This window comes from Providencia rustigianii DSM 4541 (assembly GCF_000156395.1).
GTDB classification, from domain to species: Bacteria; Pseudomonadota; Gammaproteobacteria; order Enterobacterales; family Enterobacteriaceae; genus Providencia; species Providencia rustigianii.
This window is the reverse complement of the sequence record NZ_GG703819.1, coordinates 627,813-651,276: the sequence shown is the minus strand read 5'-3', so window position 1 is coordinate 651,276 and position 23,464 is coordinate 627,813. Positions and strand designations below refer to the sequence as shown.

Here is a 23,464-nt window from a genome sequence, read left to right as displayed (position 1 = left end):
CTTGTATTCAAAGGTTATTTTGATGAAACACACATTAATCGTTTGTTCGTTATTACTCGGCTGTACAGTTAGTTCAGCTTTTGCTGCGCCATTAACGTCTGTAAGTAAAAAACAGTTTGGTGCAGACTGGCCATTAAAGCGTGAGGAGGTGATGCTGGAGTGTCGGAGTAATGGTGCACTAATAGTTATCAATCCATCAACATTGATGCAGTACCCTTTGAACGATATCGCACAGGACTTAATGGAAAAAAAACAGATCCAAGCTCAACCCATTGATGTATTACTTGCACCATCAGATTCGAAAAAAACCACTGAAGAGCGTATCTTACCATTAAAACAAGCAGCACAAAAATTATGTGAGTAAACAATAGTTTAATACTTATCTGATATTTTTAATTTTAATCTGTAATTAGATTAATCGATGGTATTAATCTGTAACTTAAATAATTTCAAGCTACTAGCATTTCGTCAGTGATATCAAGGGAATGATTTTTGAACAATTTTAGTGATTGTTCGGATCGGTTTAACTTATCATGCAAAGAGCTAAACTTTAGAGAATCAAACAATAATTTGTGTTAAAAATATGTAAATAAATTGATAATTAAAGTGGTAAGAACGTGCTTTGGAAGCTAGTATTAGATTGTACTTTGTTACGTCTCAATGGCAATTTTAGCGCACGGCTCTGCCAGAGCCATTTCCCAAGGCCCGGTAATCGGAATCTACCAGGCCTCTTTTTTTGCATATCATTTCCCATCGAATCATCTCTTCAAGAGCAACGTTGCTTACCATCTGCATTACACGAGCAAACATCAGCTTCATTAGGCAACTCTCATCACCCAATGATGATTTTCTTTATCGTAACGTTGACGATAAAGGAGTACCGGTTTTTCATCAATTGTTGCAGGGATACTGGTATGTTCATCCCAGCCATCTAATTGCATACAAAACTCGGAATCAGAATCGCAAGGGATACTGAGGGTATCATGATATTTTTCAGGCATAACCGCATCATTGATTTCATAGGAAGATATTTTCAATTTAACTATGCACATAATAATTCCTCTTTACTTGTTATTTTTACAATAAAAAACCTGCCCAACGGAATTAAGCATAGTATAAATGGAATCTATTTCCAAAATATTTTTTTATGAGGGCTGGGGCGGGAATGGCGTAATGCTGAAAACATTACGCCAGATAGCGATTATTTTTTAGGAATAGGGGTTCCCCAGTCTAACCAATCAGCAGGAGGTTCTAATTTCAGAATGAAATGCTGATCTGCTTTGGCGCGAGGCGCTAAAGGTACTGTTGGTGGTGTTGCCAATGAAATGCCACCACGGACAAACTGTTTAAAGGTACCACTTTTTACCACGCCGCCTGTCAAGCCAAATGCGAGATTATAGCCAGAAGATAACCAGAATTGAGTATTATCACGGATTAGGTATTGGTATTCTTTGCCAATACGCGTTGCAACATAAACACGATCGGAAAGCTCTCCCAAATATAACCCTGTGACTGTACCAATTTCTAAGCCTCTGAATAAAATTGGTGTCCCAACTTGGATTGATCCCGCCTCAGAGGCATCAAGGAAGATAGTTAAGCCATCTAAATAACGAGAATCAGTGATATTTGCAGTTTGCAGCTCAAATTGGAAACGACTCTTATTACTCCGTCCTGGCTCGGCACTGATATAAGGTTGGAGTAGTGTGTCGAGGTTATTGAAGCCTGATGGTGACAACTCAGGCGTCACAATCGCGAAACGTGTACCTATTTTTGTGAAGTTTGCGACATATTCAGGATATAAAATAGCCTTAGCTCGGACTTCGCGATTATCGGCAGACAGTTTTAATGATTCGATTTGCCCAATATTGATACCCAAGTAACGAATTGGCATTCCTTCAGATAATTTAGATGCATCGAAAGTGGTGAGTATCACTGCGCTACCAATCGCTTTCGCAGCTGTTTCTGAAGGATAAAGAGTATGCTGACGAGAAGAGTCAGGTGTGCCGACTTGGATATTATCAAAACTAATTGCACCACTAAATGCTCGGCTCAATGGTGAGGCTTGTACCGTTAACCCATTTGCATTTAATTGTACTTTTGCACCACCCTCAGCCCAAAATACACTCTGCGGCGTGAGTAAATGACGATATTGACCAGATATATAGATGTTGACGGCAAACCCATCATTATTAGGTTTAATCGAAACAATTTTACCAACTTCAAATTGGCGATAAAGGACAACTGAACCTTGTTGAATATCGGGTAATGTTGAAGTATTTAAAGTAATAGTAGTAGGGGGTGCTGCACCTAAAATTCCCGCTTTAGCATTGTCATCTGTACGGTATAGAGGAAAGGCTACGGGTAGGTCATCTTTACCTTTACCTGGGATGATATGTAGCCCTCCATCAAGCCATTCCTGGGGGGTAGCTCCTTGGAATTGCACACCAGTCATACCAAGCTGTACATCCACTCGGCTATTCGCAACAAATTTACTATCATGTTTAACTAGGTGCTTAAATTCATCAAAAACGGTAATTTGGAATTCGACATTGTCATTGGATAAGTGACGCTGTAACACTTGGCCGACTTTAATGCCACGATAAATGACGGGTTGTCCAACATCAACCCCAAATGTATCTAACGCGGTAAGCTTAAGCTGCAAGTCTTCTTTTCCCTTTTGGTCTAAGGGAATAATGGCATCTTTACTGTTTTGCAAAACATAATGCTGCCCCTCTTGAGCCGGAAGACTATTTGCGGGAGAGTCAAAAGAGATTGCGCCATTAATTACCGCGGAGAGACTTTCCATTTTAATATTAGCGCCAGAATTGAGATTAAAGCCACCTTCAATACCAGAGGCATTCCAAAACTGGCTATCTTGGCGAACCAAATTGACATAGCGTTTTTTGATAATAGCGGCGATTGATACGCCTCCATTATCCGGTAGAAGTGAATAATCAGAAATATAGCCTACAGGAACCTTACGATAATAAATTGCAGAATTTTCATTGATAGAGCCGAGGTCACTTGCGGTCAGGTAAATGAGTAATTCACCTTCATTAATATTGCGCTGGGGCTGAGCATCTAAAGCAACAAACCGTTCTTTGGGGGAGCCTGTGCCAGGCTGCATCCCAATATAGTTGCCTCCAACTAATGCATCTAAGCCAGATACGCCAGCTAGCGATGCTTTTGGCGTTATGAGCCAGAAGCGAGTGCCAGTTGTCAGTGCTGAACGCATATCTTTATTAATTCTGGCAGTGACTATGATGCTTTTCATATCATCACTGATAGTCACGGTTTGCACCATGCCGACTTCAACACCCTGGTAACGAATAGGGGTTCGGCCAGCAACGACTCCCGATGCCGATGAAAATTGAATGGTGATTTCGGTACCACGTTCGACCCATTGTTGGAATAGTAGCCAGCCCGCGATCAGAATGGCAATAATCGGTAGAAGCCAAAAGGGTGATATTCTCACTCTTTTACGCGTGATAGCTTCTGGAACCTCTTCATTAGGTTCACTTTTTTGCTTTTGATTTTCCATAAGAATCCCAAATTAATCGACTGTCTAACCACTCAACGGCAAGGATAGTTAAAATAACAGCGGTACCAAAATATAAGGCCGCAGGTCCCATTGTAAATGACATCAATAGATCGCGGTTGACGAGTGTCATCATGAGTGCAATAACAAATAAATCTAACATTGACCAACGCCCAATCCATGAAACAAATTTAAGTAATTTCATGCGTAAAACAGGGTCAGTATGACTGTTTAATTGAATCGAAAATAGTAACAGTATCATGATGATTATTTTTACAAATGGCACCAAAATACTGGCAATAAACACAATCATTGCAATCGGCCAATTTCCAGAGTCAATCAACGAAACAACCCCAGAATAAATGGTGTCTTCCATCCGTTGCCCATTCAAATAAAAAATTGAAATTGGCAGAAGATTAGCAGGAAACAATAGCACCATGGCGGCGATCAACGCTGCCCAGGTTTTTTGTAAACTTAATGGTTCACGATAGTGAAGTGGTCGATGGCATCGCTGACATTTCCCTTTTTTATTAGGAGATCCGGTAAAGTGACAAGCGGTACAGACTAATGCATGAGGCGCATTAGCCTGCTCTTTCATCGGATAAAGTCGCCGCCACAATTCATCAAGATTAATGTGAATCAAGATAAGTAAACTCAATATGGTCATTGTAGTGAAGGCTATAAGGCCATGGCCAATATCCACAGTGGCATAATCCTGCATTTTGATTGCAGCAATTCCTAATCCAACGAGATATACATCTAGCATCACCCACTCTTTTAAATGTTTCATCACTAATAAAACAGGCCGCATATTCATGCCTAAGTAGCGAGCTAATACTAAGTATAAGATAGAAATGGGCAATAATAGCGGGGCGGCGATAGCACAAAAAGCGACTATGCTGGCGGTAAAAGGGTCACCTTGCTGGCTAATTAACCTAATTCCTTCCAATACATTGGCATTTATTTGTGTACCAAAAAGATGAATTGAGATGAGCGGTTGCCAAAAAGCAATAGGCGCGAGCATCAATAAAGTAATAGATAATAGTGATAGTCGACGTAGTGACCAAGAACGGCCATCGTTTAATTGACTAGAACATTTAGGACAAACAATGACTTGTCTTGATTGAAAGGGGGGAGTCATTATTTTTTGGTTGCAATAGCAACATCGTTGCAAAATCATGGCAGTATGATTAATGTGGTTCATATGTGCTCATTGTATTAATTAACTTGCATGTAATCTAGTGTAAAAAAATTTACGCAAAAGTGACAACTTGCTAACCTTGGGTCTACGCTTACTAATGTTTTTACTTATTTACGTATTACAAAAAATATATGGATAAAAAGAAGTATTATCTCGAACTTTCAGATAGTTTGTCTGCACTACTTGCTGGAGAGTATGATTTAATTGCCAGTTTAGCAAATACCAGTGCATTATTATTTGAACGCCTATCAGGTGTTAACTGGGTTGGCTTTTACTTGAATAATGGACAAGAATTGGTTCTTGGTCCATTCCAAGGAAAAGTTGCCTGCGTACGCATTCCATTCGATAAGGGAGTTTGTGGATTGGCATTTACCCACAACCAAACTCAACGAGTGGAAGATGTGCATGCATTCCCCGGTCATATCGCGTGTGATGCAGCAAGTAACGCTGAAATCGTTTTTCCTCTAAGGGTAAATGACCAAATTATAGGGGTTTTAGATATAGATAGCCCAAATATTGGTCAATTCAATCAAGAAGATGAAGAAGGGCTTCAATACCTTACAGACCAGTTGTGCCAACACTTGGCTATGTGTTCTATGCCAAAATATTACTAAATATTAGTATGTAAAATTAATAGGAACGTGGCAATTGTCAGCAACACGATTATAATGTCGGCTTGTTCATGCCCGTGAGGTTGGCAAAATCGTTGTTATCAGGAAATTTCATGGAAAATCAACCTAAGTTGAATAGTAGTAAAGAAGTTATCGCATTTTTGGCAGAGCGTTTTCCACGCTGTTTTATCGCTGAAGGCGAAGCACGTCCGCTTAAAGTCGGAATTTTTCAAGATATCGTAGGAAGTTTGACCGAAGAAGATGGTATTAGCAAAACGCAATTACGTTCTGCGTTACGGATGTACACATCTAGCTGGCGTTATCTCTACGGTGTTAAAGAGGGAGCAAAGCGTGTTGACTTAAATGGAGATGACTGCGGTGAATTAGATGCAGAACACATTGCCCATGCTCGTCAACAGTTAGCTGAAGCCAAAGCAAGAGTTCAAGCTCAGCGCGCGGAGCAGCAAAAAACGCAAAAGCGTCCAGCTGCAAAAAAACCGAGTGATAAAGCTGCACGCAATACTGATGCGAATAAAGAGAACTCTTCTCGTCGCCGTCCATCAGACAAAAAAGAACGCCCACAAAATACAGCTCCGACAAAATCTCGTAGCAATGAAGCTGAACAGAATTTGAAGTCAGTGACTGATATCAACACACTTAACGTCGGTCAGGCGCTAAAAGTTAAAGTTGGTTCCAGCATGATGGATGCCTCTGTACTGGAAATTGCCAAAGATGGTGTTAGGGTTCAATTGCCGTCTGGTTTGGCAATGATTGTGCGCGCGGAACATTTAAAGTTCTGATACGGAGGTCACTCAGGTCATGAACAAATTACTTAAAATTGCTTTTGTCGTTAGTCTCGCAACTTTCGGCACTGCAATAGCTAATACTCAAGCAGTGGCTCCGGTCACTGCTGCCCAGTTGCCTGTTTTAAAGCAGAATACACAGCATGGTACTGTTAGCGAAAGGGTAACATCACGTTTCACTCGCTCACATTATCGTCAATTCGACTTAGACAAGGAGTTTTCTGGGAAAATATTTGACCGTTATCTGAACATGTTAGATTTCGGGCATAATGTTTTACTTCAATCTGACATCGACCAATATGCGAAAGATAAAGCGCAAGTGGGTGAATGGCTTGAAGATGGCAAGTTAGATAAGTTTTATGACCTGTATAACCTTTCTCAGCAACGTCGATTTGAACGTTTTCAATATGCGCTTGCGCGTTTAGACCAACCGATGGATCTAAATGCGCACGATTCTATTGAAGTTGATCGCTCTAAGTCGCCTTGGCCTAAAGATAAGCAAGAGCTAGACCGTTTGTGGGATCAAAAGGTCCGTTATGACTGGTTAAGCTTGAAGTTGTCAGGTAAAGATGACAAGGAAATTAAAGAAAAATTAACTAAGCGCTATAAATTTGCTTTAAAACGATTGACACAAGCGCAAAGTGAAGATGTATTCCAGTTAATTATCAATGCGTTTGCCAGAGAAATTGACCCGCATACAAGCTATTTATCTCCGCGCAGTACTGAACAATTCAATTCAGAAATGAGTTTATCTCTTGAGGGTATTGGTGCGGTTTTACAACAGGATGATGATAACACTACGATCAATTCCTTAGTGGCAGGAGGTCCAGCAGCTAAGAGTAAAGAGTTGAAAGTAGGGGATAAAATTATTGGTGTTGGTCAAGTCGGTAAACCGATTGTGGATGTTGTCGGTTGGCGTTTGGATGATGTTGTTGCATTAATTAAGGGACCGAAAGGTAGCCAAGTTCGTCTGGAGGTTGTTTCTGATACTAAGGGGGCGAAGCCACGCATAGTCACCATAGTGAGGGAGCAGATTCGACTCGAAGATAGAGCCGTAAAACTGACAATCAAGCAGCAAGGCAAAGAGAAAGTTGGTGTATTAGATATTCCAGGTTTCTACGTCGGTTTAACGAATGATGTAAAAGCTGAACTCCAAAAAATGGCGAAAGAAAATGTCTCGGCTCTAATTATTGACTTGCGGGGCAATGGTGGCGGAGCATTAACGGAAGCAGTGGCATTATCTGGTTTATTTATTAATAAAGGTCCTATTGTTCAAGTTCGTGATAACAATGGTCAAGTGCGTCAAGATGCGGATGATGATGATGTTATTTACTACAAAGGGCCATTAGTCGTTTTAGTTGATCGCTTTAGTGCTTCAGCTTCTGAAATTTTTGCTGCGGCCATGCAGGATTACGGTCGAGCATTAATTGTGGGAGAGCCAACCTTTGGTAAAGGAACCGTTCAACAACATAGAAGCATAAGTCGTGTCTATGACCAAATGTTGAAGCCAGAATGGCCATCTTTAGGTTCAGTGCAATATACCATCCAAAAATTCTATCGTGTTAATGGTGGTAGTACTCAGCGAGAAGGTGTTACTCCTGATGTTGTGATGCCTACAGGACAAGACCCTGCTGAAACAGGGGAAAGCTTTGAAGACAATGCATTACCTTGGGATAGCATTCCTCCAGCAAATTACACGAAAGCTGGAGATATAGCGCCAGATTTGTCAGCCATCAAAACTAAACATTTAGCGCGTATTAACGTTGACCCTGAATTTAAGTATATTGATGAAGACATTGCTCGTTATAAAACGTTGAAAGAAACTAAAAACTTGATTTCTCTTAATTATGCTCAGCGTTTGAAAGAAGATAATGAAATAGAAGCCACCAAGTTAAAGCGCATTAATGAACGTAATGTGAAGCAAGGTAAGCCGTTATTAAAATCTATTGATGATTTACCTAAAGACTATGAAGGGCCAGATCCATACTTAGATGAAACAGTTAAAATGGCAATAGACCTTTCTAATCAAAACACTAAGATGCTTTCAGGTACAAAATAATAAAAATAAGTTCGAAATAAATAAGGCCAGCATATGCTGGCCTTATTTTTTAATTTATTGATATATAACGCATTGCTTTTATTAGATATTCTTCCAATGATGATACCTTGGCTTTTATGCAAAAAAAGTGGTTGGTTTTCTTTCTCTTTTTTAAATATATCCTACACTTCAGTTGAATGTTCCTTATTAATGAGGCAAAACAATGAGTAAAACGCTGGTTGGCTTATTCGCTGTAGTGGCTTGTTTGATTTCATCTATTGGTACCGCAAGTGCAAGAAATTATCCTTGCTCTGGAGCCAAAGGTGGAATTAGCCATTGTGATAATGGGCAATTTATTTGTAAGGACGGCAGTACTAGCCGTTCAGAACAAGTTTGTACAACTGAATTGAAAAACTCAATTAACAAAAGTGCAGGCATTAGTACAGGTATTGGGGCGGGTGTAGCAAAGCAGGCGAGCAAACCATCTGCGGTAGATTCTATCAAAGAGACGGGTGATAACATGAGTAAAACTGCAAAAGAAAAGGCATCAAAGGCAAGTAGTAAAGCAAAAGATACGGAGAAGGAAACCTCTAAAGCAGTAAAAGGCTCGGCTGATAAGGCTAAAGCTAAAGAGAAGGAAGCCTCCAAAGTAACTAAGGATAAAGCAGATAAAGCCAAGGCTAAAGAGAAAGAAACCTCTAAAGCTGTGAAGGATAAGGCGGATAAAGCGAAAGCCGACAAAGCCAAAGCCGATAAAGCCAAAGCAGACAAAGCTAAAGCAGACAAAGCTAAAGCAGACAAAGCTAAAGCAGACAAAGCTAAAGCAGACAAAGCTAAAGCTGATAAAGCCAAAGCCGATAAAGCCAAAGCGGACAAAGCTAAATCTTCAGCAAAAACTACAGCTAAAGTCTCTAAAGACAAAGCCGGTAAAGCGAAGACTAAAACGAGCTAAACTAACTTGATATTTTTGCTGGGAGTTGTATGAGCAAAATGTTGTATATCACCTAGATGCCGTCTATTAAGACGGCATTTTTTATTTGTGTGTGTAAAGATATGTTGTTTTATGGTTTTTTCCTGTTAATGGGCTTGAAATAGTGTGAAAAAACCTTATTTATAAAGTAAATTTGTCGTGGTATTGGTTTTTACTAAGGGAACTATAAAAAATGATGAGAATTGCTTTATTCTTGCTCACAAACTTAGCTGTTATGTTTGTGTTCGGGATTATTTTAAGTTTAACCGGGATACGTGGAAGTAGCGCACAAGGTCTACTGATTATGGCTGCATTATTTGGCTTCGGTGGGGCATTTATCTCATTGCTGATGTCTAAATGGATGGCATTAAAGTCAGTGGGTGGTGAAGTTATCGAACAACCACGTAATGAGATGGAACGGTGGTTGGTGAATACCGTTAGCCGCCAAGCTCAACAGGTAGGTATTCAGATGCCTCAAGTTGCTATTTACCATGCCCCAGATATTAACGCATTTGCAACGGGTGCGCGTCGTGATGCTTCTTTGGTTGCGGTAAGCACTGGATTATTGGAAAACATGAGCCGTGATGAAGCTGAGGCGGTTATTGCTCATGAAGTTAGCCATATCGCAAATGGTGACATGGTGACTATGACCTTATTACAAGGCGTGGTAAATACCTTTGTTATCTTTATTTCGCGTATTCTGGCTCAAGTCGCTGCTGGTTTTATGTCGAATAATAATGACAACGAAAGTGAAAGTAGCAATGGTAATCCAATGGTTTACTTTGCCGTATCCATGGTGCTGGAGATTGTATTTGGTATCTTAGCGAGCATTATTACCATGTGGTTCTCTCGTCATCGTGAGTTCCATGCGGATGCTGGTTCTGCGAAATTAGTGGGTAAAGAGAAAATGATTGCTGCCTTACAGCGCTTAAAAACCAGTTATGAGCCACAGGAAGAAGGGCGTCTGATGGCATTTTGCATTAATGGCCGAGGTAAAGCATTTAGTGAATTATTTTTATCGCACCCACCATTAGACAAACGTATTGAAGCACTACGTTCAGGTCAATACCTGAAATAGTCACCGCGCTAATAAAAATTGAGATACAACGAAAGGGAAATACAGTGTGTTTCCCTTTTTTAATCTGTGGGTATCAAGCTAAGAATAGAATTTTAGGCAAAAAAAAGCCCCCTTCATAAGGCATAGCCAGCCTTGTCAATACAGGTCTGGCTATATAAATCAATGAGATATCACATGACTGTCATACTATAAAGCACCACAATAGCCCGTTTATGTGGATGGAATGTGGATGCTTTCGCGTAGTGGATTACATGATATAGCCTCATTTAAGTAATCTGGCGCAAAGTGTGCATACGTCATTGTTTGCTGAATTGTTGCATGACCCATGATTTTTTGGAGTGTTAAGATATTCCCTCCGTTCATCATAAAATGAGCCGCGAAAGTATGACGTAAAGCATGTACAGCTTGACCATGTGGTAAATCAGGTTTTACGTTTTTTAGTATCGCTCTATAAGTTTCATAGTCAGCGTTGAACAGTAAACCAGACTCTTTAATTTTTACTGCCTTCATTACTTCATCAGATATTGGAACGGTGCGATGCCTGCCGTTCTTCGTCTTCATAAAAGTAACTCGCCCATGTAATAAATTCTCGGCTCTTAATTGGGTTGCTTCACCCCATCTGGCACCGGTACTTAAACATAAAACTGTAATGCGCCAATAATCACCTTCAACAGCATTCAGTAATTTTTCAATATCACTTTTCGTCAAATAAGACATTTCGGGCTTTTCTTCTTTTAGCTTACTAAGCCCTTTGATTGGGTTGGTTTTAGAACATTCACCAATCTCTGCCAACGATGTGAAAATGCCCATTAACAAATTCAGCTCTCTATTGACTGTTGAAGCTTTCACTCCACTTTGCAGCCTATCTGACCGATATTGACCTAAAAGCTTAGGCGTTATCTGATATACGGAAGGGTTACCCATATCATTGATTATCTTTGTTACTGTTCTTTTGCGATTAGTCGAATATTTATTGTTACGCCCTTTATATATCCACCATATCTGAAAAATCTCAGACAGAGATCGGTAGTCTCGTGACTCACTATTCCACTCATCGCTATTTGCAGTAAGCATTACACTTCTTTCGAATGCTAAGGCATCTGCTTTCTTTTTAAATACCCGCTGGACTCGTTTTCCTTCTCGCCCCTGCGGTCTGATATCCACTTTGTAACGTCCACCTTCAAGCGCCTTAATAGTCATTGTTGCGCCCTCCGGTTAAACGAGGTGATTCTAAATTGTTAGTAAAAACATACTGTTGATAAATATTTAGCCAGCTTTTGTTATTAAAAGCAGCTAGATTATTTTCATAAGCCCATTGTGTGCGATAGCCGGTGAAATTTGACCGGCAGATGGAATAATTTTACCGGTTGTTAGCCATAGAGAATATTTACTAAGCCGCCGATGTTTTAAAATATTCTCAAAGCATAGCCAATTGATGTTATTAGCAATCGGTATATCTAAGTGTTCAACGGATAATGCTTCTTTAAGTTTTTCATTTAATGTCATGCTTGTTTGTCCTCATCAACTTCATAGTTTTTAGGGTCGTAAAGTGCTGGAGCTATTTGACCTGATTCAGGGGCGGTTTTCCCCGTAATAAACCACAGTGCATACTTTTCAAAGCGTGGGTGATTTAAAATTTTTGTGACAACATCCACATCTGGCATAGTTTTACCATTTTCATAACGCCATAATGCGTTAGTAGGAATACCAAGCATTTCAGCAACTTCCGGTCGACTTGAGAGTCTTTCGCTTTCGCGTATCAAAAGCAGTCTCTCTCCAATACTGATTTTCATATTGCAGTTCTCAACTATTTAGGGCAGAATTGATTTAAATTAAACACATTGGGGTAATTCATTGCAGAAATACCCCAAACGGAGAGATTATCACATGAATGAGAAATTGTTACATTTGCTGTTCAAGATTCCTGATCCGATCACTGTTTCGGAGTTTTCCCGCCGTACAGGTAAGTCAGAAAGTAGTGTTCGAAAACTCACTGATCGCCGTCGTTTACCTATCCGCACCGAACGTCAATTGCATGGTGAAAGTTTTAGCGATATGCGCTTAATGATCATGTGGAATGAGTGGCTTGAAATGGTTTATGAGGCTACTGGTCAAATTCCATCAACTGAACGGATGGGATGGAAAGCGAGTTGGTTTAAGCGCGTAAATAAACTTATTAGCGATTTAGGTGCTGTTCCTGATGAGCTGAAATCTGTCGAAGAAGCTTTGAAAGGGTAGGTGACGAAATGACTGCTGGTATTGAGCAGATTTCAACGCATAGCTTTAAGTATCGTAACTTTCAAATTATTAAGTTACCGGCTAAAGCCATGAATCCCGTAACCCGCTTTCACGTTCAACGTGATGATAATTCGTTTGGGTTATTTGATTCGATGACTGAGGCGACAAAATATATCGATAAATTATTCGTTAGGGGTAACCCTTGTCCATATATTGATGAAGTTCCTTTTCATCGATAGTTAAATTTTAATTAAATTAGTTAGTTGGAGTAGACACTATGGATACCCTTTCAGATAAGAAAGAAAAATATGATGAACTCTATAGAACATACCATTCCATAATTGAAATGCAATTATCACTTAGTATGGATGGAGTTCGAGCCAAAAAAGCATGGCGCTCTGCATTATCAGATATTGAGGTTTCAGTTTTATCAGATGTACTTGCTCAAGTTTTAAATCAAGCAGGTTACAAGATCTTGTCGCATAAATAACATGAGGAGTGGCTATAAATGACACAATTACATGTGCAACAGCATAAACATAAATTAACAGGTTCATCTGTTAATGAATTTAAAAGCGATAGGAAGAAATGCAAGTTATCTAGTGTTGATAAACTATTTATGCTTGTTGGTTTTTTGTTCTTATCATTTATTTTTATTTCTGCATTTAGATAAACGAAATGAATAGTTCAACAATTGAGTTAGTTAAAGCTAAACAGTTGATTGAATCAGCCGGTAATGTGAAAACTGATGTTACACCAGCAAAGCGAGCAACAACTAGGTACTACGAGAATCACGGAAAAAGCATTGAATATCGTGTGAGTGAGTTGAATAAAGCTGCTCAATTAAGAACGACAGTTTTTCATTCAAATAAAGAATGTCCAGATAATAAGGAGCTTTCCGGATTTATTGAGTATTTAAGATTAAGTGATGTGAGAATGCTAAATATGATTTTTTATTTGGCTGGCATTAATAGTGATAAGCATCAATTGATGTTAGAGGATTTTAGTAAAGAGGATAAGCAATCTATTATATCTGCAATTAATCAAGTAAAAGTATTAGCGGCATTGTTACCGAAACACATCGCCATGCCTATTTAAATTAAATAAAGAAATAAATGACGTTAGCGCGTCAGGGGTTCTTACATTCTAAATTTGAGGTATTAGTTATGCGAAATAAAGAGATAAAACCGATTTTAATTGGTGTTGATATTGCTACGAGAGAACGTGATTACTCGGCTATCGCTATCAGCATTAAAGCCATTCGTGAAGATGAACGCAAAGTTCAGCTTGATAAGTTTTCAACTCGTCTTGATTCCATCGTTTGTAAAGCAACTCGTGAAAAACTGACTCGTGAGCAAATCCTTGAATTGCTTGCGGGTGAGTCTGTTCATTTATCCAATTTGGCTGCGGAGTTAGATCATGTCTAAAGAAATTGACCGCGCTAGCGAGCACGAAATGTTGATGCGAGAGCAGCAAATAAAAGCAGTTACAAACCGAGCAGTCAGTACTTCGGCTTTTGAGTGTGAAGACTGCGATAAACCAATTCCAGAACAGCGTCGAATTGCCTCAATGGGCTGTACTCGTTGTATTGATTGCCAAACGATTTTTGAGCTGAAAAGCAAACATTATCGGAGCGTGTGACGGTGAAAAGAAGATATGAGCTCAAGCTTGCCCCTCGTTACTTTCAATTGGTTCAAGATGGTTTGAAAACAGCAGAATTTCGCCGTGCCGATAGAGATTTTAAGGTGGGTGACGAGCTGTTTTTACGTGAATTCAATTCAACTAATAAACCATATGCCAGTTACACAGGTAACGCTATTTCATGCTTAATCACTGACATCACAAAGATTAATGATGTTTATCCAGAACTAAAGCCATTACCTGAATTTGTGATGATTTCTTTTTCAATTATTCGAATTGAGGATAATTTTCGTGGCTAAACCTAATAGAACTATCCTCAAGTGGGCAGGCTCTAAAGTTGGTATTATGGAGCAGCTACGCCTTCATTTGCCTAAAGCAAACCGTTTGGTTGAGCCATTCGCTGGATCTTGTGCTGTGATGATGAATACTGATTATGAGCAGTATTTAATCGCGGATGCTAATCCTGATTTGATTAACTTATATGAAGCTATAACGACACTGCCTGAAAGTGTTGCTATAGAGGCATTGCAGCTTTTTAGTGAAAAAAATAATAGTGAAGATTTTTATCTCGCTAGAGTAGAGTTTAACGGTGACAAGCAGGAATTGTCACGATTAAGGCAAGCAAGTTTATTTTTATACCTAAATAGGCATTGTTTTAATGGGCTGTGTCGTTATAACCAACAAGGCAAATTCAATGTTTCTTTTGGTAACTACAAAGCGCCTTATTTCCCTAAAACTGAAATTGATAGTTTCTGTAATAAAGCCTATCTCACCAAAACTAGAATTTTGAATCTTGAATGGCAAGATACATTATCACTCGTTGATTTTGGTGATGGTGTTTATTGCGATCCGCCTTATATGGGGGATAGTTTCACTCGTTATCATACTGCTGGCTTTTCTAATACTGACCAGCAAGAACTAGCAATTGCCTTGAAAGATATTAATGATATTCAAGGTAATCCTATTACCGTATCTAATTCTCTTGCAGCAAAAGAGCTGTATCTTGATCTTGGCTTTACTGTCCATGAGATAGAAGCACCGAGAAAAATTTCAGCGAACGGAAATCGTAAATCGGCAACTGAAATTATCGCAGTTTTGGCAGGGGTTGAGTCATGATGTTTGACCCTAAAGATGGCGTTTACATTAGCGGTACTCGCTTTGCGATTCAGCGCCATGTAGATGATTCTAAAAATGTTCAGTGGCGCTTACTGCAAATCAATAATAAAACTCGTTGTTATGAGTTAGTTTGTTGTAGCTCTGATCCGTGGTTTATTGCGATTGAGCTGACCTCGTATCACGTCATGAGAGTGAAGGGAAAAGGCATCAAGACGCTGGATGTTTACCGCCAGACTGTTGATGTCATTTCTCGTCGTTGTGAAACTGCCATTAATTTATTAAGACCAGAAACATTAGGCGGGGCGCTTAATGTCTAAGGTATTGGATTTCACGCAACAGGGATTAACTTATTCCGCAGATATGGATTTTCCGTATTCGTGGAATAAGCCCAAAGAAAATAATTATTACAAAGCTGATATAGATGCTTTAGGAAAATCTCTATCGCATGAACAATTAATTCATGCGCAAGCGATTTTAGGTGAAGTAGAGACTTTACCGCGCATCTTGCGTTACCGTATTCAAAAGCACTATGAGAACATCATTAAAGAGTCAGGGCAGTATAAAGCGTATGAGTATTTACGTTCTGACTTCTACAAGAAAATCTACCCACGTATTATGGCTGTTAATTCACGCTATGAGTTAGATACAAAAGCGCTATTGACGCTATCCACTCGTTTTACTTCTGAAATTAGCCAGTTTAACAGGCTATTTGATCTGTATGACAAGCCAATTAAAAAATTGGCGGAACATATTTCAAGTGGTTTTTTCAGTCTCTATGAAATCTATTGCGATAAGTTGACCGAGCAAAATGACGGTGATCGTGAGGTTATCTATGAAGATGCATCGCAAACGTTGATTTATGGGCGTTTAGCTGAGCTTTCCAATGGTTTACATGTGTGTCCTCTTCACTATCAAAGCTATTTGAAAGTTTTGAAAAATAGAAAGCGCAGAAAAGGAAAGCAAAACTTAACCACGCGCCAAGTGATTGCAGCTGTACAACGTTTAGTTGACGCAGATTTTTGGCATCGCAAGCTAAAAGCCCATCGTACCCAATGGATTGAGGCAATCATGATTGCCAATATGGACGTGTGTGTAAATCGCCAGCCTTATGCCAGTAAGCAGGCTATTCGTGAGGTGCAAGCTCAGCGTTTATCTAATATGCAATATCTGCAAGGTATGGATATTCAAGACGTTGAAACGGGTGAGCGGTTTGATCTGTTTGAGAAAGTCATGGCGAGTATTTCTAACCCTGAAATACGCAGGATGGAACTGATGGCGCAAATGGCAGGTATTGAACGCGTAGCGAAAGAACGGGGTGATATCGGCATGTTTATTACATTAACTTGCCCGTCAAAGTATCACCCGACAAAGCAACGAAAAGAAAAAAACAAGGAAACGGGTAAAGATGATTTTTACGCGGTGCTTAATCACAAGTGGAAGGATGAGGCTTTTACGCCAAAAGATGGGCAGCGCTATTTAGTTAAAATTTGGTCGCGTATTCGCTCGGCTTTCAATGATAAAAATATCAATATTTATGGTGTTCGAGTTGTTGAGCCGCACCATGATGGCACGCCGCATTGGCATATGTTGCTATTTGTTGATAAAGCAAAACGCGCGGAAGCAATTGATATTATGCGTAAACGGGCTTTGAAAGAAGATGGAAACGAAGCCGGCGCACAGAAATTCCGTTTCGAATGTAAGCATATGAACCGTGGTGGTGCCGTCGGGTATATCGCGAAGTATATCGCTAAAAATATCGACGGTTACGCCCTTGATGGTGAAATTGATCACGAAACCGGCAAAGACTTAAAAAGCATGGCGGCGGCGGTAACCGCGTGGGCTTCAACGTGGCGCATCCCTCAATTCAAATTCTACAAACTCCCATCAAAAGGGGCATATCGCGAGTGTCGTCGATTGCGCGGCGTTTCCATTGCTGACAGCCTTGGTGATATCGCGGAGCGTGTTCGCGCGGCGGCTGATGAGGGTGACTTTTTTGAGTATGTCATGTCACAAGGTGGTCCATGTATTCCACGCAAATTAGAAACGATCCGCGTAGCTCGTGAGACTAATGACGTTAACGTCTACGGGGAAGAGGTTCAGAAAGTAGTTGGTATCTACAACCAATTAAAATCTGGTGCACCAGTCATTAAAACTCGCGAAAGAAAGTATCAAATCGTCAAGAAAAGCGCCGTTGACCTTGACCTTAATCTTTTAAGAAGCGACAGCGGAGCGCCTCGGAGTCCTGTCAATAACTGTAGATCGCCTATTAACTCTAATCTATCAGATGTGCAATTTTACGAGCCAGAGCACGGCTCTGGTGAAGTATGCAACATCAAGGAATACGGTTTTGCGTTTATAGAAACGGATGCTGAGAACGCAGCAGGAAGCGAAATATCACAAGGTAAGCAGCAGAGAAGGGTTTCAAAAATAGAATTAAGTGAAAGTGATGAAAAAATTCAGTCGGAAATAGTCACTTTTGCCAATGAAGTTGGTATTCATTTCGATATTCCACAGATTGAAACCATGTTCATAAATGGTTTAGGCGTGAGTGATGAACTGCATTTTATAAAAGTTGACGGAGATAGGTTGAGATTGAGTTTAAACGAGGACGGCAAAAAGCAGCAAAGGCGGGAGTTGGAGGCGCAGAGAAAGGCAATTAGTGAGAAGCATAGGCAAAGGTGTATGGATGTGTTGACTAGGCTAATCGATTAGACCATTCTTGAGCGATAAAGATGCTGGAAAAGCGGCAGAGAGAGTACAACCGACACAAATTGTCAGAAAGGTTGATTCCAGAATCCATCTGACGAACTAAGAAAATATACTCGTACCAGAAATCCTGCAATTTGCGGCGAAAATGGGGTACGAAATAAACAAGTCAGCGCCAAGTAATGATGTTTATTTAGGGAACCACTGATTGCAGCGACCAGAAATTATTATTTCTTGATGGGCAATTGTGGTTGGAACTGAGCGAAGAAGTAAAAATAGTGAGTGGAGGACCACAGGCTGTTAAACGAGAGCAGTTATATGCCACTAACTGAATGTAAAAATAAATATTATCAACAGCTAGGAAGTTCCTAGGCTATACGTGGCGATTTAAGATTACAATGGTGAAGACATTATCTAGAACTATTGATAAACTTACTGTGAGACTATGAAAAAATTAAGACTTTTAAAGTGTTTCTTTTCGATTGCATCGACCTATTGATTGCAAAATGGTGATTGAACAAGGAAAATCGGATGCCTATACAAGAAAAATTCTTCCGTGAGATTGACTTAAATGACCGTTTTTTCAATTCATTAAAAGCGGACTATGACGGTTTTGACAATTGGTTTATCTCTAAATCAGGGAACAAAGCTTTTGTTTCTTACAACGATAATGGCGAGATGGATGGGTTCCTTTATTTAAAAGTAGAGGACGAGGCAATTACAGACACGACCCCTACATTTGAGAGAAAGACTAGGGTTAAGCTAGGTACTTTCAAAATAGATGCACACGGAACAAAATTAGGTGAAAGATTCGTACGATTAGTTTTTCAGTTTGCTATGAAAAATAATCTCAAAGAAATATATGTGACAATTTTTGATAAGCATGCAGGACTAATTAGTTTATTATCGCGTTATGGTTTCGAGTTGCGAGCAAAAAAAAATCTAGAAACAAGCAATGGTCGAGAAGGCGTTTATTTCAAAAATTTGGAGTGGAGAGAATAAATGAGTTACCCCAATTATCCGTTAATTAAATTAAAAAATAGAAACTTCCTGCTAAGTATATACCCATCATGGCATACTAGGTTGTTTCCTGAATCTAAACTGAATAACGAAGATGGAAGTTTGATTCAGGATGTTTCTCATACAAATAGCATTGAAAAGGTATATCTCACTAAAATGGATGGTACGCAAGATCTCCAGTTCGGTGACAATCTTCTAATCTATAGAACTTCAGATGGTCAGGGACCGGCACGTTATCGCTCAGTAGCAACTTCGGTATGTGTGGTTTTGAGTGTCAAGAATATTCATGAGTTCTCTACTTATAAAGATTTTAGGGATTATTGTGCACCATTCAGTGTTTTTGATGAAGATGAGCTTAAGCTTTTATATGCAAAGAAAAATTATCCATATATCATCCGTTTTACCTATAACTTCCCGTTAACGAAAAGAATAATTAGGGATGATATTATGACTATTACTGGATATAATGATGCAAATTATTGGGGGTTCCTCCCTTTGAGTGATGCTTGCTTTAAAAAAATTATTACTGATGGGGGCGTAGATGAAGGTTATATTATCAATTAAACCGGAATATGCAGAGCAGATTTTATCTGGCGAAAAAAAATTCGAGTTTAGAAGAAAAATATTCAAAAACAAGGATGTTGATACCGTCATTATCTATGCGACTATGCCTGTAGGTAAAGTAATCGGAGAGTTTAAGGTAGGTGATATTTTAGTAAACACACCTCCGAAGCTGTGGAGTTTAACTAAAAATCATGCTGGAATAAGCCATAAATTCTTTACTGACTATTTCCATCGTCGCGATACAGCATTTGCTATTTCAGTAAAAAGCCCCATACGGTACAGTTCTCCATTGGATTTAGATGATATATCTCCGGGGGCAAAAGCACCTCAATCTTTCCGATATGTTTAAATATCTACCTTAAGTGCGAGTAATACACTCGTACTTAATCTCTTCAATCGCATCACTAAAATCTTTAATAGAAGCCGAATATAATTCTTTTAAGGGAATATCTAAATCAGTACATATTTTTTTTGCATTATTTGTTTCGTGTTCAATTAAAGAATTAATATCATATTGTATTGCATTACTATCTCTTTCTGTGATTCGTTGTGTTATTAAACCGATATCATTTTGTAATAAAATAACACCATCAGGATTCAATCTTTCAAACACATCAATTTCTATTTCAGTTATTATTCCATCTTTAGATACTAATGCAAAATGTCCATCAAGTAATAACATACATCCATTTTGAGTGAGATTATCAATAGCAGCTAATAGTATAAGTTGATTTCTGTCAATGTTTTCTGTTAGCTTGCTGGTAGGTAACTCTATTTGCCCATATTCTCGAATTAATTGGCTCGCACTTTTATGTATAGCTTTATTATTTTCGACATACTTTTTACATAAGTAACCTTTACCAACACCGTGGACTCCCGCAATAAAAATCAACATAATATACCTCATGTTTACGATTTATGTTAAAATATCATGGTATAAACCATAAGGGTCATACCATGAAATATCAAGCATTATCTATCCTCAAACCTGCAGTAGATCTCATTTTAGATGGTAAAAAAAATATTGAGATAAGATCATGGTTGCCACCAGAAATCCCGATGAAAAATGTTGTAATTGTTCAAAATCAAAAATATCTTTCTAGCGATGAAGATATAGATGATGGGATAGCTTTGGCTATCGTCGATTTTACAGAGTTTAAAATATGGACAAAAAATGATTATAACGATAGCGATCCTTCAATTCGTTTAGGAAGAACTTGGAAAGAAGGTTATTTTACATGGAAGATTGAAAATATAAGAAGGTTAACGAAACCAATTAGATGCAAAGCTATGAAGGGAATATATCAACTTGATTTAAATGATATTGAGTTAGTATAAGGTTAGAGTTATGCGGAAAATAATAGACTATATGAAAAGAGTACCTTTTATTATATTTATTTTTGTACTGGTGACCTGTTTATTTATCTTATTTGCCTTATATAAGTATTGGACGAATTTTGGAACCTTGCCTATAAGTCAATCTGTAGAGAAATGGGGGCAGTTCGGTGATTATATCGGGGGAGTACTTAATCCTGGTTTAAGTTTTTTATCTATAATTTTGGTTTGTTTCACCCTTTACACGACATCTAAACAATCTATGACTCAATCATTTGAGTCGGTACTCTTTGAACTTCTAAGATACCACAAAGAACACTTATCTAATATTAAAACCTTCTATGATAATACGTCATATAAAGGCGTGGATGCGCTTGAGTGGTATATAACAGAGGTCAAGTTTAATTTTCTGAATTTATCAAATGATGAGGCTCTGATTAAGGAAAGAATGAGGTCTTCAATTGATCTTGTATATGAAGAAGAAAATTTTTTCTCAAATACAGGGCATTATTTTAGAAATTTGTATCATATATTTAAACATATAGATGAAGCTAGTTTTCTTTGTGAAAAAGAACGAATTAAATATGCTAAATTGGTTAGAGCACAGCTATCATCAATAGAGTCTGGTGCTCTAATGTTAAATGGATTGTCAACTAAAGGTTTTAAATCTAAAGGTTATATTGAAAAGTATTCCCTACTTCAAGGCTTCACTCTTAGTAAATCTTTTAAAGATGAGTTGAAATCCGCAGGAGCAATGAATCTTTACCATCAGGATGCCTACGGTGATAAGTGAATATTAATAGAGATATGAGCTATAAATTACAAATAATTTATAGCTATAATATTATTCTATTATTTTAATTACGTTTTCTTTCTGATGTAGATGCATAAATTGTATACTTGGCTTCGATAGTGCCTTCCGGAGTCAGAGAACTGATTATTTTTAATTTTTTTGCCTATTACATGTATGCTGCATACTGCACTCATCTGCATTAATTTGCATGATTATTTGAAGCTCATTTTTGCTGAGACCAAATAGAGTTATCGTGACTTTACTTGTGTATGCACCTGCATGAAAACCGACCTATTTAGTGGGCAGGCGTGGCGGGGCTACGATTGCGCGGCGACATGTTTATTGTTGATAATCCGCCCGCAAATTCTCCGAGCCATAGCGGCGTTAAATTCAAATTTCTATAACTGGATAGCAATTATTTTAGGTCGCCTCAGAATGGATTACAGGGCGGATAAGCGTCGATTTGGTGGGGGTTAAATTCAGGGGATTAGTCTTGGTGTTGTGGTTTTGATATAATAGAGTGGGGTTATATTATTATTTAAACCATCGAGATCACCTACCTGTGAGCGAAAAAATACCGCCACTGAGGGCGGTATCACGATTAGATTACTTGCGTTTGTTCTAGTCGTTGTTATCTAAATCCAATGAGTATTTATCAAACTTAACAATCTCAGCACCAAACCAATCATTAAGCTGCATCATCTTACTTTGTAGTGGGATAAGTTCATTACGAACAAACACCTTCGCGGCTTTCTCCACATCACCAAAGCCACCTACGTTTTCAGGAATGATCCCCATGATTTGAGGGGGGACACGGTGCGCCGCTAACATATCATCACGACTCACATTCTTGATATTCAGAAACTCATCTTTTGCTGCCGCCTCCGACAAAGGGATAGTTTGAATACCGTCTTTCTTTCCCCCCGGTGCATACAAAAATAAATTACGGAAATTCCCTGGTCCTTTACTGCTTTTTAGGGCTTCACGAATTTTATCAACATCATCGGTTTTCTGTGCTGCATCACTGATATACAAGATATATCCTGCGTGTGAACCATTCAGGTAATACTTACGGCGAAACAGCGTTGATGCTTCATTGAGTAACACGGATGGAATAGCGGCTAAGTATTCAGGAAGCCCGTAGATTTCTTGGTTAATATCAGGCTCAATTAGGTGATGCACTTTACCGGTTTCAAACTCATAAGGCTTAGTATCATACCCCTGCTGTACAAACCAGTAGGTTTCTAAGTCTGCGCCTCGGCGTGTGAACTTAGCGGGGGAGTGTTTAAATGTTAACGCTTGCCCGAGTCGGTTTTCTCGTAACTCTAAATAGCCATTGCCAAAAAGTAAAAAATCCAATCCCCAGCTATCAAAGGTTTGGCGGCTGAGGTATTTATTAGGAATGAATGTGCTTGTGAGAATATTACGTTTTACATAGATGGCACTACTATGGTGAGGGGCAGCACGGAACGTCCGAGCCAGCCCATGAAAGCTAATCGGTGGCTCATAATAATTATCAATCTGCACACATTCCAAATAATCAAAAATCTCGCGCTTGTCTAACACTGGTATTGGGTCGCCAAACGTGAACGCTTCCATTGATGCGTCATTGGTTGTATGCGCCATATTCTGTGAATGACGTTTTTTATTTTTACGGCTCATTAAAATACCTCGACAATATTGTGATGGTTGCTGTTTTCACCGGTGATCGGTTCGTTATACAGAGCATGCATAGTTGCCCACGCTAAATCGGCATGGCTGGCTTCTTCACTGCGATCTGCTTCATACGTAGGGCGGTTGCCACTCGCGGTG

Annotated in this window: 31 protein-coding genes; 22 read left to right on the top strand and 9 right to left on the bottom strand. The window is 39.0% G+C overall.

The window, feature by feature from the left end; translation table 11 throughout:
* Positions 1-22 precede the first annotated feature (22 nt).
* On the top strand, positions 23-364 hold the full coding sequence (locus PROVRUST_RS12900; RefSeq protein WP_006815289.1) for a DUF2511 domain-containing protein: 342 nt from the start codon (positions 23-25) through the stop codon (positions 362-364).
* A gap of 454 nt (positions 365-818) precedes the next feature.
* Here the strand turns inward: PROVRUST_RS12900 and PROVRUST_RS12895 are convergent, their stop codons facing one another.
* From PROVRUST_RS12895 to yebS, 3 genes are all read right to left on the bottom strand, one after another.
* Positions 819-1,052, bottom strand: a complete 234-nt coding sequence (locus PROVRUST_RS12895) for a DUF1480 family protein (protein WP_006815287.1) — start codon at positions 1,050-1,052, stop codon at positions 819-821.
* Between the two features lie 149 nt (positions 1,053-1,201).
* Positions 1,202-3,541, bottom strand: coding sequence for a PqiB family protein (locus PROVRUST_RS12890; protein WP_006815286.1), 2,340 nt, complete (start codon positions 3,539-3,541; stop codon positions 1,202-1,204).
* Positions 3,516-4,742 (bottom strand): membrane integrity lipid transport subunit YebS, encoded by a 1,227-nt coding sequence (gene yebS / locus PROVRUST_RS12885; RefSeq protein WP_039855227.1) that lies wholly within the window; start codon positions 4,740-4,742, stop codon positions 3,516-3,518. Before yebS ends, PROVRUST_RS12890 begins: the two co-directional genes overlap by 26 nt.
* Positions 4,743-4,870: 128 nt before the next feature.
* Between yebS and PROVRUST_RS12880 the strand changes: the two genes are divergently transcribed.
* The 5 genes from PROVRUST_RS12880 to htpX all read left to right on the top strand — a co-directional run bounded on the left by PROVRUST_RS12880 (position 4,871) and on the right by htpX (position 10,239).
* Complete coding sequence (locus tag PROVRUST_RS12880) at positions 4,871-5,353, top strand: GAF domain-containing protein (protein ID WP_006815284.1); 483 nt, start codon at positions 4,871-4,873, stop codon at positions 5,351-5,353.
* A gap of 110 nt (positions 5,354-5,463) precedes the next feature.
* On the top strand, positions 5,464-6,150 hold the full coding sequence (gene proQ / locus PROVRUST_RS12875) for an RNA chaperone ProQ (RefSeq protein ID WP_039855225.1): 687 nt from the start codon (positions 5,464-5,466) through the stop codon (positions 6,148-6,150).
* Positions 6,151-6,169: 19 nt separating this feature from the next.
* Positions 6,170-8,212 (top strand): carboxy terminal-processing peptidase, encoded by a 2,043-nt coding sequence (gene prc / locus PROVRUST_RS12870; RefSeq protein ID WP_006815282.1) that lies wholly within the window; start codon positions 6,170-6,172, stop codon positions 8,210-8,212.
* 202 nt (positions 8,213-8,414) lie between these two features.
* The gene (locus PROVRUST_RS12865; RefSeq protein ID WP_006815281.1) at positions 8,415-9,143 is read left to right on the top strand and encodes a YdcA family protein; all 729 of its coding nucleotides are present in this window, start codon (positions 8,415-8,417) and stop codon (positions 9,141-9,143) included.
* Between the two features lie 211 nt (positions 9,144-9,354).
* Entirely contained in the window at positions 9,355-10,239 is an 885-nt protein-coding gene (htpX, locus tag PROVRUST_RS12860; protein ID WP_006815280.1) for a protease HtpX, read from the top strand.
* 210 nt (positions 10,240-10,449) lie between these two features.
* On the opposite strand, the gene PROVRUST_RS12855 is transcribed toward htpX, so the two are convergent.
* The 3 genes from PROVRUST_RS12855 to PROVRUST_RS12845 all read right to left on the bottom strand — a co-directional run bounded on the left by PROVRUST_RS12855 (position 10,450) and on the right by PROVRUST_RS12845 (position 12,032).
* Complete coding sequence (locus PROVRUST_RS12855) at positions 10,450-11,439, bottom strand: phage integrase (RefSeq protein ID WP_006815279.1); 990 nt, start codon at positions 11,437-11,439, stop codon at positions 10,450-10,452.
* Between the two features lie 93 nt (positions 11,440-11,532).
* A complete protein-coding gene (locus tag PROVRUST_RS12850) occupies positions 11,533-11,745 on the bottom strand; it encodes a hypothetical protein (RefSeq protein ID WP_006815278.1) in 213 nt (70 codons plus the stop codon).
* A complete protein-coding gene (locus tag PROVRUST_RS12845) occupies positions 11,742-12,032 on the bottom strand; it encodes a helix-turn-helix domain-containing protein (protein WP_006815277.1) in 291 nt (96 codons plus the stop codon). Before PROVRUST_RS12845 ends, PROVRUST_RS12850 begins: the two co-directional genes overlap by 4 nt.
* A gap of 94 nt (positions 12,033-12,126) precedes the next feature.
* Between PROVRUST_RS12845 and PROVRUST_RS12840 the strand changes: the two genes are divergently transcribed.
* The 14 genes from PROVRUST_RS12840 (at position 12,127) to PROVRUST_RS12775 (ending at position 19,873) form a co-directional block, all read left to right on the top strand.
* The gene (locus PROVRUST_RS12840; protein ID WP_006815276.1) at positions 12,127-12,477 is read left to right on the top strand and encodes a hypothetical protein; all 351 of its coding nucleotides are present in this window, start codon (positions 12,127-12,129) and stop codon (positions 12,475-12,477) included.
* Positions 12,478-12,485: 8 nt separating this feature from the next.
* Positions 12,486-12,716 (top strand): hypothetical protein, encoded by a 231-nt coding sequence (locus PROVRUST_RS12835; protein WP_006815275.1) that lies wholly within the window; start codon positions 12,486-12,488, stop codon positions 12,714-12,716.
* 38 nt (positions 12,717-12,754) lie between these two features.
* On the top strand, positions 12,755-12,967 hold the full coding sequence (locus PROVRUST_RS12830) for a hypothetical protein (RefSeq protein ID WP_006815274.1): 213 nt from the start codon (positions 12,755-12,757) through the stop codon (positions 12,965-12,967).
* An 18-nt stretch (positions 12,968-12,985) separates the two neighbouring features.
* Complete coding sequence (locus tag PROVRUST_RS12825) at positions 12,986-13,150, top strand: hypothetical protein (RefSeq protein ID WP_006815273.1); 165 nt, start codon at positions 12,986-12,988, stop codon at positions 13,148-13,150.
* A gap of 5 nt (positions 13,151-13,155) precedes the next feature.
* Positions 13,156-13,575, top strand: a complete 420-nt coding sequence (locus PROVRUST_RS12820; protein ID WP_006815272.1) for a DUF5347 family protein — start codon at positions 13,156-13,158, stop codon at positions 13,573-13,575.
* 68 nt (positions 13,576-13,643) lie between these two features.
* Complete coding sequence (locus PROVRUST_RS12815; RefSeq protein ID WP_119246420.1) at positions 13,644-13,904, top strand: DUF2732 family protein; 261 nt, start codon at positions 13,644-13,646, stop codon at positions 13,902-13,904.
* Positions 13,897-14,118: a TraR/DksA family transcriptional regulator gene (locus PROVRUST_RS12810; RefSeq protein WP_006815270.1), complete on the top strand. Its 222-nt coding sequence runs from the start codon at positions 13,897-13,899 to the stop codon at positions 14,116-14,118. The genes PROVRUST_RS12815 and PROVRUST_RS12810 overlap by 8 nt, the downstream gene beginning before the upstream one ends.
* A gap of 2 nt (positions 14,119-14,120) precedes the next feature.
* The gene (locus tag PROVRUST_RS12805) at positions 14,121-14,417 is read left to right on the top strand and encodes a DUF3850 domain-containing protein (RefSeq protein ID WP_119246367.1); all 297 of its coding nucleotides are present in this window, start codon (positions 14,121-14,123) and stop codon (positions 14,415-14,417) included.
* A complete protein-coding gene (locus tag PROVRUST_RS12800; RefSeq protein WP_006815268.1) occupies positions 14,410-15,234 on the top strand; it encodes a DNA adenine methylase in 825 nt (274 codons plus the stop codon). Before PROVRUST_RS12805 ends, PROVRUST_RS12800 begins: the two co-directional genes overlap by 8 nt.
* On the top strand, positions 15,231-15,551 hold the full coding sequence (locus PROVRUST_RS12795) for a DUF5405 family protein (protein WP_006815267.1): 321 nt from the start codon (positions 15,231-15,233) through the stop codon (positions 15,549-15,551). Before PROVRUST_RS12800 ends, PROVRUST_RS12795 begins: the two co-directional genes overlap by 4 nt.
* Positions 15,544-17,946 carry a replication endonuclease gene (locus PROVRUST_RS12790; protein WP_006815266.1) on the top strand — a complete coding sequence of 801 codons (2,403 nt, stop codon included), beginning with the start codon at positions 15,544-15,546 and terminating at the stop codon, positions 17,944-17,946. The genes PROVRUST_RS12795 and PROVRUST_RS12790 overlap by 8 nt, the downstream gene beginning before the upstream one ends.
* Positions 17,947-18,471: 525 nt before the next feature.
* The gene (locus tag PROVRUST_RS12785; protein ID WP_006815265.1) at positions 18,472-18,942 is read left to right on the top strand and encodes a GNAT family N-acetyltransferase; all 471 of its coding nucleotides are present in this window, start codon (positions 18,472-18,474) and stop codon (positions 18,940-18,942) included.
* Positions 18,943-19,524, top strand: a complete 582-nt coding sequence (locus tag PROVRUST_RS12780) for a hypothetical protein (protein ID WP_006815264.1) — start codon at positions 18,943-18,945, stop codon at positions 19,522-19,524.
* Positions 19,502-19,873, top strand: a complete 372-nt coding sequence (locus tag PROVRUST_RS12775) for an ASCH domain-containing protein (protein WP_006815263.1) — start codon at positions 19,502-19,504, stop codon at positions 19,871-19,873. The genes PROVRUST_RS12780 and PROVRUST_RS12775 overlap by 23 nt, the downstream gene beginning before the upstream one ends.
* Before the next feature lie 9 nt (positions 19,874-19,882).
* Here PROVRUST_RS12775 and PROVRUST_RS12770 read toward each other — a convergent pair whose 3' ends face one another.
* Positions 19,883-20,419, bottom strand: a complete 537-nt coding sequence (locus tag PROVRUST_RS12770) for an ATP-binding protein (protein WP_039855219.1) — start codon at positions 20,417-20,419, stop codon at positions 19,883-19,885.
* A 62-nt stretch (positions 20,420-20,481) separates the two neighbouring features.
* On the opposite strand from PROVRUST_RS12770, the gene PROVRUST_RS12765 reads away from it, so the two are divergent.
* Both PROVRUST_RS12765 and PROVRUST_RS12760 read left to right on the top strand, forming a co-directional pair.
* Positions 20,482-20,862 (top strand): ASCH domain-containing protein, encoded by a 381-nt coding sequence (locus PROVRUST_RS12765; protein ID WP_039855217.1) that lies wholly within the window; start codon positions 20,482-20,484, stop codon positions 20,860-20,862.
* A gap of 10 nt (positions 20,863-20,872) precedes the next feature.
* Positions 20,873-21,652, top strand: coding sequence for a putative phage abortive infection protein (locus PROVRUST_RS12760; protein WP_006815260.1), 780 nt, complete (start codon positions 20,873-20,875; stop codon positions 21,650-21,652).
* A 621-nt stretch (positions 21,653-22,273) separates the two neighbouring features.
* On the opposite strand, the gene PROVRUST_RS12755 is transcribed toward PROVRUST_RS12760, so the two are convergent.
* Positions 22,274-23,314, bottom strand: coding sequence for a phage portal protein (locus PROVRUST_RS12755; protein ID WP_006815257.1), 1,041 nt, complete (start codon positions 23,312-23,314; stop codon positions 22,274-22,276).
* Positions 23,314-23,464 (bottom strand): hypothetical protein (locus PROVRUST_RS19625; protein WP_006815256.1); only part of this gene is annotated, 151 nt, incomplete at its 5' end. The genes PROVRUST_RS19625 and PROVRUST_RS12755, both read right to left, overlap by 1 nt.